At 39.1% G+C, this 14174-nt stretch carries 5 protein-coding genes; 1 reads left to right on the forward strand and 4 read right to left on the reverse strand.

Annotated elements, in window-relative coordinates:
- Window positions 1-2 precede the first annotated feature (2 nt).
- Together EHO58_RS03975 and EHO58_RS03980 are read right to left on the reverse strand one after the other, a co-directional pair.
- Window positions 3-452 carry a holo-ACP synthase gene (locus tag EHO58_RS03975; RefSeq protein ID WP_244241052.1) on the reverse strand — a complete coding sequence of 150 codons (450 nt, stop codon included), beginning with the start codon at window positions 450-452 and terminating at the stop codon, window positions 3-5.
- Window positions 449-10354 carry a type I polyketide synthase gene (locus EHO58_RS03980; protein WP_135678720.1) on the reverse strand — a complete coding sequence of 3302 codons (9906 nt, stop codon included), beginning with the start codon at window positions 10352-10354 and terminating at the stop codon, window positions 449-451. The genes EHO58_RS03975 and EHO58_RS03980 overlap by 4 nt, the downstream gene beginning before the upstream one ends.
- 371 nt (window positions 10355-10725) lie before the next feature.
- On the opposite strand from EHO58_RS03980, the gene EHO58_RS03985 reads away from it, so the two are divergent.
- Window positions 10726-11856: a nitrilase-related carbon-nitrogen hydrolase gene (locus EHO58_RS03985; protein WP_135678722.1), complete on the forward strand. Its 1131-nt coding sequence runs from the start codon at window positions 10726-10728 to the stop codon at window positions 11854-11856.
- Here the strand turns inward: EHO58_RS03985 and EHO58_RS03990 are convergent.
- Both EHO58_RS03990 and EHO58_RS03995 read right to left on the reverse strand, forming a co-directional pair.
- Window positions 11853-12269 (reverse strand): response regulator, encoded by a 417-nt coding sequence (locus EHO58_RS03990; RefSeq protein ID WP_135627633.1) that lies wholly within the window; start codon window positions 12267-12269, stop codon window positions 11853-11855. The genes EHO58_RS03985 and EHO58_RS03990 overlap by 4 nt on opposite strands.
- Complete coding sequence (locus tag EHO58_RS03995) at window positions 12266-14173, reverse strand: ABC transporter ATP-binding protein (protein ID WP_135678724.1); 1908 nt, start codon at window positions 14171-14173, stop codon at window positions 12266-12268. Before EHO58_RS03995 ends, EHO58_RS03990 begins: the two co-directional genes overlap by 4 nt.
- Window position 14174: the final 1 nt, after the last annotated feature.

Raw genomic sequence — 14174 nt, forward strand, 5'->3', positions numbered from 1 at the left:
TCCTAAAATATCAGGAGGACTTCGGAAAATGCATAATCCCCCGTATGACTGATGCTCAACCGAATTGAATTCGGTTTTAAGTTGTTCAGATAAGTTTCAAAATTTCCGTAAAAACGAAAATAGGGACGGCCATAATCGTCATTACGTATTTCTATTTCCGAATAGTTAACGTTTAGATCCGGTTTTTGGAATAAACGATATCCATCCAATGCCTTAATGAGAGCTTCTTTCGCTGCGTATCTTCCCGCAAAAAAACTTGCTCTTTGATTTTCAGGTTTTGTCTGTCCCTTCTTCCTTTCCCAATCCGTAAAAGTAATCTTAAAGAAGAAGGTAGCCTTATCCTGCAAACTTTCCTTGAACTCAGGAATATAAGTAAGATCCACTCCTACGGAAGCGTAAGGGTTGGCAACGGATTCAAAACTAGGAAGAGGTTGTGATTCTAATTTCATCATTTTTCTTCCTGTTTGGATCTGTAGTTTGCGTTGAGTAGAATACCGATTTCTTCTTCCTGGAAATAGGACTTAGTATGCCTTTCGTATAAAGGTTTTCCTATACCCATTCTGATCTCATGGTATCTATTCCGATTTCTGATCTCCCTTTTTTTTCTCAGCTTGAGATAAGTTTCTCTTTGTTCTTGAGTTAGAGCCGCTAAGAAGTAATCGGAATGAACAAAAAGACAAAGCGCTCCCACATGTCCGAAACCTAAGGTGGTTAACATTCCTGCCTTAATATTATGTTTACCGAATGGAATACTTTCGTCCGTAAATGTGATGAACTCATAATCATTCATGTCCGGATCTACTTCTTCAAGGTTCCGGTTCCCGGTTACGATACCTTCTTCCAAAGTTTGTAATATCCCAATGGTTTGCCATGCTGCAGCTCCACCTTTGGAATGCCCGGTAAGTGATTTTTGAGAAACTACAGGTAGTAGGTTTCCTGGAGTTCTCCCAAGCTTTGATAATAAATTATACAAAAGTTTGTTTTCATTCTTATCATTTGCTTTTGTAGAAGTATCGTGTTTGTAGGCGACACCTATATCATCCGCTGTGAGTCCGAAAGCGGATAACGCATTTCTCAACGGAGATTTTTCTTTTTCAGATTCGGCTCCTAAAGATAAAAGTCCGAGTCCAGGTGCAGGAATAGAAGCTTGGATACCATCCGTTTTAGAACCTGCATAAGCTAAAATTCCGTAAACAGGCAGTCCAGCTTCGAGAGCCAAGTCTGCTCTTGCAAGTAGAACGACTCCTCCTCCTTGTGCTTCTACGAATCCTCCTCTTCGGATATCATTCGGGCGGCACATTCCTTTAGGATCGATTCCTTGTTCCAACATTTCCACGCTGCTTGCAGTCGCTTGCATGTCTCCGAATCCGACCAAACTTTCCATTGCAAAATCATCGAAGGCACCGGCTAACATAAAGCCTGCTTTACCTTCTTTGATCAAACTCGCTGCCATCTCCAAAGAAATTCCCGCAGTGGCACAAGCGGCTACAGGAGTTTGGACAGGACCGTAACCTCCTACATAAGAGGTGAGTGCCCATGCTGTAGTAACGTTGATTAAAGATTCTTGTAACGCGTCATGCTGTCTTTCTTTTCCGAGTAAGAAGTCATGGAACATTCTTTTAAGTTTGCCCATTCCTCCCATACCTGAACCGACTGTGGAACCTACTAATCCAGGATGTAAAAACCTATACAATTCCATTGGCTCCATTCCGGAACGTAAGAATGCTTCGCATGTGCAGTATAGATTATAGACCGTGATCGGATCTACTTGAGCGGTTAGATCTTTTGTTAATCCGTATTTTGCCGGATCCCAACCTTTAGGTATCTGTCCTGCAACTTTTCTATTGAAGTCGGAAGCTTTTCTGGCTTTGATCGTACTTCCTTTTTTTCTTCTCACGAACCATTTGTCTTTTTCGGAATCATGATAAATTTCCGTGGCTTCCGGCTCTGCCTTCTTGAATTCTTCCGCTTCTTTTGAGTTAGAAACCGGAATGAAGAAGTCCTCTTCCAATACCACATCAACAAAGGAGAATAACGCGGATGGATCGAATCCTACCGACTCTTTGTCTATGATCCGGATTCCAGTATGAGCTAAGATCTTTTCTTCGTATTTGGATTTTATTTCCCATTCCGCGACTGCTTCTCCTGTTTCGGAATCAGTCCAACTTCTTCCTTTATCCGCAGCCTGATATTTGATAAAACCCATCATCCATGCGAGTTCTAATGCGGCCTCTAAAGAAAGTGTCTCCGATTTTTCCAATTCCCATCTGGTCATGGAGCTACCTGCCGGTCCTAGTTCTGCAAAACCAACGACACAAATAGTTTGAGACAGATCTAATTCTTTTAAATGCCCTATCTCATTCAGTTTCGTTTGAGAAGGGATAGAAGGATATTTATACACTTCCTTAGGTAAGTATTCCCTTGTGATAGTTTCCTGTTTTTCTAATATAATTTTACTCTTAAGAGTGAAGGTTTCCTTTTTGACTTTTGCCTCTAAAAGAATATCCGAACGGATCTTCCCTAAAGTTTTTCCTAGATCGGTTTGAGAATCCAAACCGCCAGTGAAATTTGCCTTAGTGATTTGTTCGGAAGAACGGAATGCACAGGTATGGATTAAATTTCCTAAAAGAAGTCCCATTTCTCTTCGAGAGAATGTGAGAACTCCTGATTTTTCTTCCAATGCTTGGGCAACAAGATCATTGGCTTCCATGAGACCGGTTCCTCTAACCCAGCCGATCACACAACCATGGATCCTTGTATGTTTTCCCCAATCATCTTCTTCCGAGAATTTTTTGCGGAACAAGGTCTCGAGACCTAATTTAGTTTCGGCATACATTCCATCTCTTCCAAAGATACCATGATTCGGCGAAAGAGGTAAGATCACATGAAGCGGAGAAGTTTCCGTAGGTGTGTTTTTCATTCTTCCCAGAGTACCTATCAGTTTTTCAACACCAAGCAACATGACTCTCAAAGATGTTAAAGAAGAATCATCTAATTGTGATCCGGTATTCTCTTCTCCGACTGCGCCGAAGGGAATCAAAACATCCGGTTCCCAATCTTTTTGAACCAACCATTCTGATAATAGGCGTATGTCCTCGAAAGATCCTTGGGAGAACGGAACTAAGGAAAGTGAGGAACCTTTTGCTCCGTACTTTTGGAATATTTTCTTATAAAACTTAACTTTTTCGGATGAATAGGAAGTGGTTGTTAGAATAATATCTGCTCCACCTGCAAGTAGAACAAACACTGTCTCTAATGCGATCGAGTTTGGACCTCCGCCTGTTACTAAAACTTTCAAGCCTGCAAAAGAAATTCCTTCCTTGGAAGAACTTGTAATTGAGTTTAAAATAGCTTCCGTCTCTTTTTGATTTTCCGTCCAGCCTCCTCCTTGGTCCTTACTTGTTCCGATCGATATTTTACCTTGGAAGAATTCCTTTAATTTAGTAGAATATTCGACTTCTTTAAAGTTTAGATTACCTTCTTCGGAGATATCTAATTTAGGACGTAATACAGAGTTTTCTGCTTGGAAGATCGGATTTCTATTTTGATCCCACTTCGAAGAAATTGATCTTAAATATTCACTTTTAGATTCTATGTTTTTCTTTTCTTCCGGGAAATGAGTCTGATCGTTCTGCAGAATTTGGTCCCAATATTTTAAGACCTGAGATAACAGAGGACTCGCATGATTCGCGAAATACTTTTCTTCTTCTAAACTGAAAACGTCTGAGGCTCCGGCTCTGATATTTGTGAGGTTTTGTAGCAGTTTTTTCTTTGCCCATTGTTCCGAGTTGGAAAAACGAACTATCTTCTTTTCTTCAAATAAAGAAGAAGGAGCGGATTCTGCCTGGATTTTTTGCCTTGCTTCTTGAAGAACATTCAAGTCTTTTATTAGAAATTCTGCAAATGGATCTTCGCCTAGCAGTCTGGATTGGAAATTCTTAATTGCCTTTCCGAAAATTCCTTCTGCTCCGAAATATTTTCTTTCTAATTCTTCCAAAGCGGCAGCATCCACTTTCGCGCCAGTTGCTGATCCGGAATTGTTTGCGGAAAGTTTTCCGATCCGTATTCCTTTGGATTGAGCAAATAGATCTACTGCTTTATCCAACCATTTAGAAGCGTCTTTAGAATTTCCGATCCGAGAATTTAACGCGATGGAACTCAAAGCTCCTTTTCGTAAAGAATCTCCTTCTCTAACATATAAAGGAAGGAAGATGCTGATTGCGAAAACTCCGGAAGCACTTAATCCTCTTTCTTCTTTTAAATATTTAAAAACTTCCGTTCTACCAAAATCAGGCGGGAAAAATTTCTTCAAAGTTTCTTCAAAAGAAGTTCTTAAATAAGGCCCAGGTTGTGTGTATGCAGATTGTTCTTCTAAAGATTTTATCAAATCCTTTAAGGATTTTTCATGAGCTCCATCCAAACTTGTGGTTTTGAATTCTGCTCCCAGGTCTGCCATCACCTGGTTTCTTTTAGAAGAATTTCCTCCAAATAGAATATCTATATTTTCATCTTCCGAAATCTCTTCAGGTCGAATTCCCGCTTTCAAAGAAAGTAATACGAATAATGCATCCTTCTTACTAAGATTTACAGATGCCTCTTCTCCGCCGAATTGTTGTGATTCTTGAACGGTTTCTTGGATTTGCGCGGGTGCGGTTTTGATATCCGATTTTGCAACTGGGGCTTCTGCCGCAATCGGTTCCGGAATTTCCCTAAGTTTTGAAAACTCGGCAGTTTCACAATCTTCTAATTCCGAGAAGACAATATTACGATTTTCTTCTATATGTAGAATTTCAAATGAAGAAGGATCCGAAACTTCTCTTAGAGTTTGCCTTGCCATTCCTGCAAGATCCCCTCTGGCACCAAGGTCGATCAATCTTCGAACTTTCAGATCTTGGAAGAATTGATCCTGGGTCTTGATCCATTGTACAGGCATTGCGAATTGGTAAGCAAGCAGCTCGATTAACAGAATTCTTCTGAGTTCTTTATTAGAAAGTTTTTGTTCTTCTTTTAGGATCTTTTCCAAGATCGGGCTTCCTGAAACCTCCCAAACGTATTTTATAAATTCCTTATTAATGGAGAACGGTTTTGCTACCAGATTCGGTATATATTTTCCATCTAATTCTTCGAAACCGGATATCTGCGGAACATTCGCTTCCAAAGTTTTTCTGAACTCTGCAACTCCGTTTACCAAAACTCTGGAATGGAAAGGTACATCTATTCCTTCCAAACGGATTGTGGTCTTTTTGCCTCTTACGATTTCTTTAAAACGATTCTCCATTTCAGTGAGAGCCTTAAGATCTCCCGTCACAGAATATTGTTTATCTCGGATGTTTAGGTTAACCACTTCTAAAGGAAGACCGGTTTCTTCTTTGATCTGTGCTACAACTTTCAGAATGGTTTCTTCGTCCAGGCCCACATGACGATTTCCTAATACTACGCTCATGCCGAAGGGACTTCTTCCATCTTTGTCCCTTGGAACCAGACTTTGCATAGTAAGTCCTCTTCCATACACGATGCGGATCACATTTTCTAAGCCTAAAAATCCTCTGGCAGATAGAGCAGAAAATTCGCCGAGAGAATGTCCCGCAAACGGAGCTTCATGATCTAAAAATCCTCTCTCTTTTAAGATTTCCCAATCTGCCATAGACTTTGTTACCAAAGCAACTTGGGTAAATTGAGTGAGGTGAAGAACACCTTTAGGATGATTCCAAACTTTTTTCCCAACTTTCAATTGGGTCGGATTCTCTTGTACAATTTTTAAAAGGGAGAAGCCTAACTCATCTCTTGTAGTGTTCTCAGCTCTTTGCCAAACATTTCTGGCTTCCGGAAACTCATCCCTGAGTTTCATTCCCATTCCTTGGGATTGGGAACCTTGGCCTGTAAACACGTATCCTGTTTTTTTAGCGGAAACGATTACTTTAGCGCTTAATTTCCTTTCTCCATTTCGATTCTCCAAGCTAACCGAGAGAACTTGCGATCCTTTCTTTTGAGAAACATGAATTGCTTCTAAAAGTAACTCTTCGCCTAAATATACAGGAGCTTCGAAAGTTTCCTCAAAAGAAGATAATCTGGACGGATCCCCTTGGCATACGTCCATTACGATTTGTTTAATTACTCTAGAAGAAGTCCATAACCCATGAACAATTCTATCTTTCCAACCTGCATATTTTGCAAAATCAATATCCGTATGGATCGGATTCGTATCTCCGGATGCAGCAGAATATTCGCCCATGTCGGAAGGTGCATAAAAAGTTTCCGATATAACTTTATAAGATTTTGAAAGTGGAATTTCCGAATCTGCTTCCGTTAGATTAGAAAAGAATCGATCAAAAGATGTTGGAATTCCAACGATGACTTTTTCTTCTAATTTAAATTTTCCCCATTCTTCCGAATGAGAGCCTGAAACTTTTGCAATCTTACCTTCGATTGTATGAAGTTCCTGATTTGAGCCCAGAGACAGAACAAGACGATTTTTTGAAGTAAATTTTAATTTAGATCCAATATGGTTTGTTTCTTTATCTTCATTTTTATAAATCCAAGGGATAGAATTCAGAAGATTAGATTCCGCTTCCGATCTGATCAGAATACTTTTTTCGAAAGGTAAAGAATCGAATTCTTCGAATTTGGAATAAACATCTCTGATCAAAAATCCAGTTTGGAAAGAACAGATCTTCTTTCCTTCTTTTGAGATCTCTCCCAAAATTTGGATTTCTTGTCCCGAACCTAGCTTACGAACTTTAGCAAGTCTTGCTTTGGATCTTAGTTTATCTCCTGGAACTAACTCGCTTGCTTCTTTTTCCCATTGGAAATTTTGAGAAAAGTGAAGAAGTCTAAATAGATTCTTATTTTCTAAAGTAAATAAAGGAGAAAGAAGAACCTTCCACGCAAAAGCAGTGCTCATACCAAGGGGAGGATTCGGTTCGGATTTTAAATCTGCTCTTCTTAATTCTCCGATTGCTTTCCGGAAATTTAAAATAGATTCCTTATCAATTATAATTTCGGATTCTAATTCTTGTGAAACATTCTTGGAAGAATTTAGATCTATCTTTTGATCCAATCCCCATGTTTTTAAATAGAGGTCGAGGCCAGATCTTTCTCTATATGTAAGATCTTCTTCTATAAATGTTCCTAAAGTTTTTCCTGCGCTAAACCTTCTTTGGAATGGGATCGCAGCTCCATTTTTAGGATCGTAGAAGAAAAGTTTTAACTCAGCAGAATCTTTTTCCGAAAGTTTTAACTCTACTTTTAGTTTGTTTTCTTCCAATACTTGGATCAGTAGTAATTCTTCCGAACCACTTGTTTCCCAGATAAATTTCCTGCCGATTCTTGGCTCGAAGAATAATTTTAGATCGGATGCGGTTTGTCCGATCTTGGGAGATTTTAATACGGCATTCAGGAATCCTTTTCCTAATTCTGCTATACCTAAGATCCAATCGTTCGGAGTAATATCAAGGTTTTCGAATATATAAATCGAATTATTGCGGATTTGTTCTTCCGGAAATAAATTCAGTATACTTTTTCCTTGGGAGTCCGAATCGAACAAATCTTCCCACTGGACTTTTTTAGGTTTAGAATTTTCCAAACTTATTTGCAGGAAGTTTTGGAAGATGGAAGAGACAGGTTCGTTTGCTTTATGAATCCCTTTGATAGCTTTCGGTCCGGGAATCCAAGCGCAAGAATCCGGCTCAATATTCTCACAATGAGAATACCAAAGAGAATCGGAACGGATCCATTTTACTAAGTCCTCGTCAATTACCGGTATAAAGTTTATTGGCTTGCCAGGTCTTTTGCAAACATCAAAGAAGAAGATTATATCTTCCGGTAAGATCAGGATCGTATCTGCATTTTTATATCTGGTCTTCCATTCGTTTAGAAAAACATTCTGATCAAAGTCGGAGTTTATTTTTTCCAGTATAGAACTTTGGTTTGATGGTTCTGAAATTCTAGCTTCGAATCTTTGTACTAATTCTATAAATCTGTTCCTGAAACTTTTATCTATAAAAGGATGATCCGGCCAATTCCCCTCTGGAGAAACCAATCTTTGCCCGGGACAAGTTAGCTCTAAGTATCTAGAAAGAATTTGAGTGTAATTCATCTCTTCTAGATCACCGAAGTAGGGTTTAGCAGTGGAGTTTATGAGATTGATTAATTCTTTCTTTTTGGACAGAACAGATTTTTTAGCTTCTTCCGTTTCTTTTCCTTTTGTAAGTTCTTCTGCAAGGGAAGAAAGTTTGGTCCAGGTATTTTCTGCATAATAAATATCTGCACCGAGTCCGGATCTTCCTGAGATCACTCCACCTGCGTTCTTTCCTTCTTGAGTAGTTTTCCAATTTTCGGACCCAGAGATCTCCACCAAGGCTTGTTTAATTTTTTCCGATGTAGCACATTCTTTGGCGGCCATGAGTCTGGTTCCTAAGAATATTGCGTCTACCGGCATGGGATTTTTTCCTGCCCAGGTTCCGAATAACCAAGACTTGGAGTCTTGAGGTTCCGCTATTCCTCCACCGACTGCTAGAATGATATTCTTACAATCTCTGATTTCGCCATAAGTAGAGCGGACTAATTCTTCTAGATCTTCCCAGCTATGGTGACCTCCTGCAGCTCCACCTTCTATCTGCATTAGGATTTTTGAATCCGGTATTTGTTTCGCGATAGAGATCACTTGTCGGATCTGTTTTTGGGTTCCAGGTTTGAACGAATTCAACCAAATCCCATGAGCTTCAAAATCTTTTAATATTCGAATTGCTTCTTCTGTTTCTGGAATGCCTGCCGAGATGGTGACTCCTTCGATTGGAGCGCCTTCACTTTTGAGTTTTTTGACTAACGGAACTTGAAGATTCCATAAATAAGCATCTAAGTACAGAAGGTTTATGACTATTCCTATTCCGGGAGGTAATTCTTTTTGAAATACCTCCATCCTTTTTCGGAATAATTCTTCTGTGACTTGTCCACCGCCTGCCCATTCTACTAAGTATCCTTCTTTTGCAGCTGCGATAACTATTTCAGGCTCAACTGTAGAAGGAGTCATACCTCCTCCGAAGATAGGAACTCTTCCTGTCCAAACGGAATAATTGTTTTTTAAGAAAACTTTTCCACTCGGGAGCTCCACCGTTTCCGGTTGGAATTCCTTCCATGATTTAGGAAATTCTAAATTAGTTTCCTTAGTAAAAGATCTATAGGATTCCGATTTGCTTAGATTTCGGACGAGATAGGATTTACCTTTTAAGACGGGAGAACATAGTTTTTCGGCGTCTACCCCTGGTCCGAAAGAGATCAGTAATACTTTACTTTCTTCCTTCTCTAAACTTCCTAAGCAGATTTCCCAATCTAATGTTTCTGCCACTGCCATTCTGGATAACGCCAGTGCAAGATCGGATTCGGTCCTAAGATCTCTTCCGTCTCTTGTATCGTATAAAGGAATTTTTAGATCGGATTGTTTAGGATTGAATCCGATTCTTTTGACATCCTCTTCTAATAGTACAGGTACTCTTCTTAATAGAGGACTATGAAATGGAGCCGAAATTTTCAGAAATGTCCAAGATTCCAGGTTGGGAAAACTGTTGTTCGCAAGAAAACTTCTGAACTCCAACAAAGACTCTGGAGATCCGCAGAGCACTCGAGCCTTTGGACCATTCTTTAAACCTAAATATACGGTATCTTCGGAACTTCTATTTACATTGAATTTTTCTAATTCTTGTATTAATAAAGGATCGTTTTCCGATTTTAAAGCCGCCATAGGAGAGGCGATCTCATCCGGTTTCAAAAGTTTTTTAGCAGAAACATCCAATTCTAAAATTGGAAATTCTTCTTGGACTCGAACTCCTAAACTAATAAGATTTCTAAGTATCAGAGATAAGTTTTTTAAGAATGTGGATTTGTCTGGAGAGGAAGATAATAAGAATCCTGCATATACCCCCTGAGAATGGCCGAATATCCCCGAAGTCTCGTTAAATAATGTCTCCCAATTAGATTCATCCTGGAGAACTCTATATAATGCGGAAGCTTGAGCTAAAAAGATAAGGGGGATACTATATGAACAATTTTTTAGGATAGAATGGTCCGGGGTTAACTCAGGTCGATCCAACCAATCCTTTAATTGAAAACCTAAAGGTAATGTTTCTATAAGTCTGTCTTTGTGGATTGCCTTACATTCTTCTTCGATAGAAGAGAAGACAGTTTGCCAAAATTCTGAATTAGAATGACCTTCTTCATAGAAAGAACGCAACTCAGGGATAGGATCTATACCTTGTCCACCGAAGGTTACGAATATTTTAGCAGATTGAGCGGAAAGATTTTTAAAGATAGTTGATACTTGTTCAGAAGACAAAGCTCCGCTTGAATAATTCGTTTTCATTTATTGACCCTTCCATTTTTACTTTTTTCATTTATAAAGATTTCATTTGAAATGGAAGAGTTTACGTTTTGATTTCAAGAAAAAAATTTTTTACGCTTAATAAAATCAAAATCGTAATGTTCGAACGCTGTTCTATAAGATGTAACAAGTGCTATACATTTCTATTTTCCTATTTTATAATATGAATGTATAATTATTGTGCTGATGAACATTTGTTAGTTAAATAAGTTAGTTAACAATTGTTCGTTAATTTTGTTTGATTATCGTTTAGGATCTTTTATCTTAAGACAATATAGTTTATAATAAATGAACGTTTGTTTATTTTATATTAATAAAATATAAAGTGTTTTAGGAGTAGGGAAGAGGTTGGTATGAGGAAGTATTCGTTTTACGGCATTCTATCATTGGTTTGTGCATATTTTATTTGGACTTATTCTTTTTTAGGGAATTCACCTGAGGAGAAGGCTTTTGAGATCAGCTTTTATTCTTATGGTAAGGATTCTGGCAAAGGAAATTTGATTGGAGTGGAACCTTTTATGACTCCCGGTGATTATTCGAGCCATAATAGGTTCTTGGATAAGACCGAATCTTATTTTATAAATGCAAAACAGTCGGGATGGATCTCTGATAAGACAATTTTCGTTTTCCCCGAATATTATGGTACTTGGCTGGTTGTCTCAGGAGAGAAATCATCTTTATATACTTCTCCTGACTTGAAATCCGGAATGATATATTTCATTCTTCGAAATCCTTTTTCATTTTTATATTATCTTCTTATTTCTAAGGAGAATGATAAGGTGCAGGCGGCTATATTTAAGATCAAAGCTCACGAGATGAAAAAGATCTATGAGAGTATCTTCTCTGCTCTTGCTCAAAAATACCAGGTAACTATTTTAGCCGGCTCTATCGTTTTGCCTTCTCCTTCTGTTCAGAATGGAAAAATAGTTTTAGGTCCTTCTTCTTTATTTAATACGAGCTTTGTGTTCGGAAAGGACGGTTCTGTTTTAGGAGAACCGATTCGCAAAAAGTTTTTAACGGAAGAAGAGAAACCGTTCTTAGATTCTAATTTGAAACCGGGGACAGTTATAGATACGCCTGCAGGTAAAATGGGAGTTTTAGTTTGCGCGGACTCTTGGTATCCTGAATCTTATTCGAATCTGAAAGAATCTGGCGCGGATTTTATCGCAGTTCCTTCCTATATAAATCGAGGAGAGGTTTCGGTTTGGGACCAGGCTTGGGCAGGATATAATGGAGAAAAAAATCCTTCCGATGTGGATCCAAAAGATATCGGGAAGATCACGGAAGGGCAGGCCTGGAAAAAATACGCGTTGGAAACTAGAGCTGCCAGATCCGGATTTAAGAACGGTATTAATGTTTTTTTACAGGGAAAACTTTGGGATCTGGAATCGGACGGCCAAGCTTTTATTTTGAGGAATGGAAAGCCTGAAAACGTTTCGGTTCCCGAACATAATAAAAATAGAATATATAATCTTTGGTTTTAGGACTTCAGTTTGTTTAAAAAATCCGAGGAGACTCCGCTTGTAGGCAAAAGTATAACTTCTCCTTTTTTTAAAGGAACTTTTGGGACCATATATTCTACTCCCGCAAACCAAGGAAGAAAATATTTACTTATAGCCATTACACCGGAAACATCAAAGCCAGTCGTGGCGATTACCTTTATTCCTGGGAATCCATCTTGGTAGATCTTGCGGATCATCCAAAGTCCGGATGTTTGGGTTTCCATCGTGATATCGGTAATAACCGCTTTAAGTTTTTGTTTATTCGCAAGATAAAGATCCCAACCTTGGGAAGCATCAATAGCGCGAAGAACTTCGCATCCGTTTTCCTGCAGATAAGTTTTTAAATTATTCGCATAACGATCATTATCATCTACTACGAGAACTAATGGTTTCAAGGCAGCATCCCCGCTCCGGCGTATTGGTTGTCCGTAAGTTTTCTATAAAGACCGTTCATTTCCATTAGAGAAGTATGATTTCCTTCTTCTATGATCCTTCCGTTGTCCATAACAAGTATGCGCGGAATATCTTTGATTGTGGAAAGTCTATGAGCTATCACGAATGTAGTGCGGTTCGCAAATAATCTGCGGAATGCATCGCTGACTAATCTTTCCGACTCGGCATCTAATGCGGAAGTAGCCTCGTCCAAGATCATTATTTCAGGATCTCTTAATAGAGCTCTTGCGATCACAAGTCTTTGTCTTTGTCCGCCTGAAAGATTTAGACCTCTTACTCCCAAGATACTATCGTATCCGTTATCCATTTGTTTGATGAAGTCATGAGCATGAGCAAGTCTCGCGGCTCGGATCACATCTTTGCGAGTAGCTCCCGGTTTCCCGTAAGCGATATTATCTGCTACTTTTCCATGAAATAGAAAAATGTCTTGGGTTACGATCCCAATCTTATTACGAAGGTCTGCAAGAGATAGGTCTTTGATATTCTGCCCATCGAACTCAATTGATCCGACACTTGGATCAAAGAATCTAGGAATTAAGTCCATCAATGTGGACTTCCCACAACCGCTTGCACCGACGATCGCGACTGTTTCCCCTACTTTCACGTTTAAATTAATATCTTTCAGGACTTCCGCATTTGTTCCCGGATACGCGAAGTTGAGTCCTTTGAATTGGATGGAGTTTGTGACTCTTTCTACTTTTACCTTTTGTTCTTCGCTATGATCTTCCGTTTCTAGATCAATGATCTCGAAGATCCTTCTTCCTGCGATGATTGCTTGGGAAATTTTTCCCACCATTTGTGATAATTGTGTTAAAGGGCGTAGAAGGAAAAGGAGGGTGAGTAGGAACACCATGAACTGCCCAACTGTGAATGGAGAGCCTACATTTCCTGCGAGAATGTATCTCGCGCCTAATGCGAAAAATCCAAGAGCTACTAAGGAAGAAGTTAATTCTACCAAGCTTGGTGCGATTTGAAGATAATATTGTCCCTTAAAATTCCTGCGATAAACGTTCTGGTTGATCTTCTGGAATTTTTCTTTCTCGTACTTCTCCGTATTAAAAACACGGATCACTTTGATCCCGGAAATCATCTCCTGTAAATTTGCGTTTAGATCCGCTAGTTTTTCTTGGAATCTTTCCGTAGATCTTGTGATCTTTTTTGTGAACAATGTCACTGGCAGGATGATCAAAGGAACTGTTCCACATGCTATAAGAAGAAGTTCCGTATTCAGATAAAGTAATACTAGAAGGTGAGTGATCACATAGAAAAAGTTGATGGTAGCATCTCTAAAATTAGAAGAGATCACAGCTGCCACAACTTCCACATCGTTGATGATCCTACTCATCAAAAGCCCCGTTTTTTCCTTAAAGAAAAAGGTAAGAGGGAGCATTTGATTTTTTTCGAATAATTCCTGTCGTATATCCCGAACGGCCCAATAGCCTGCGGTCGCAAGACAATACACTGAGGCAAGATATGTGATTAGTTTAAGTCCATATAAAGGAAGGATCAAAAGACAGACTGCCCAGACCACTTCCTTAGGTTCCATATACTTGGTGCGTCCGTTAGACCATCTTTTAACGTCGATAAGAACTTTCTTAGCCCTTTCTACCGGGTTTAAACGGATCTCAAGATTGGATTCTTCTTTAGCGATGATCTCTTGTTCTGCTTCCGTGAATTCAAATTGAAAGCGGGTGTTCGGATCCGCCGCCATAGTATCGAAAAGAGGAATGATAGAAGTTAAAGAGACTGCGTTTAGAACTGCGGTAAGGAGGGCAAACGCAATGCCTAATGAAAATCTGTACTTATAGCGTACTGAATAACTCATTAAACGGAAGAAAATTTTCATT

This window comes from Leptospira selangorensis (genome assembly GCF_004769405.1).
GTDB lineage: Bacteria > Spirochaetota > Leptospiria > Leptospirales > Leptospiraceae > Leptospira_B > Leptospira_B selangorensis.

Coding starts and splice junctions, on each gene's coding strand:
- EHO58_RS03975 (WP_244241052.1), bottom strand. CDS start 452: ATGATGAAATTAGAATCACAACCTCTTCCTAGTTTTGAATCCGTTGCC.
- EHO58_RS03980 (WP_135678720.1), bottom strand. CDS start 10,354: ATGAAAACGAATTATTCAAGCGGAGCTTTGTCTTCTGAACAAGTATCA.
- EHO58_RS03985 (WP_135678722.1), top strand. CDS start 10,726: ATGAGGAAGTATTCGTTTTACGGCATTCTATCATTGGTTTGTGCATAT.
- EHO58_RS03995 (WP_135678724.1), bottom strand. CDS start 14,173: ATGAAAATTTTCTTCCGTTTAATGAGTTATTCAGTACGCTATAAGTAC.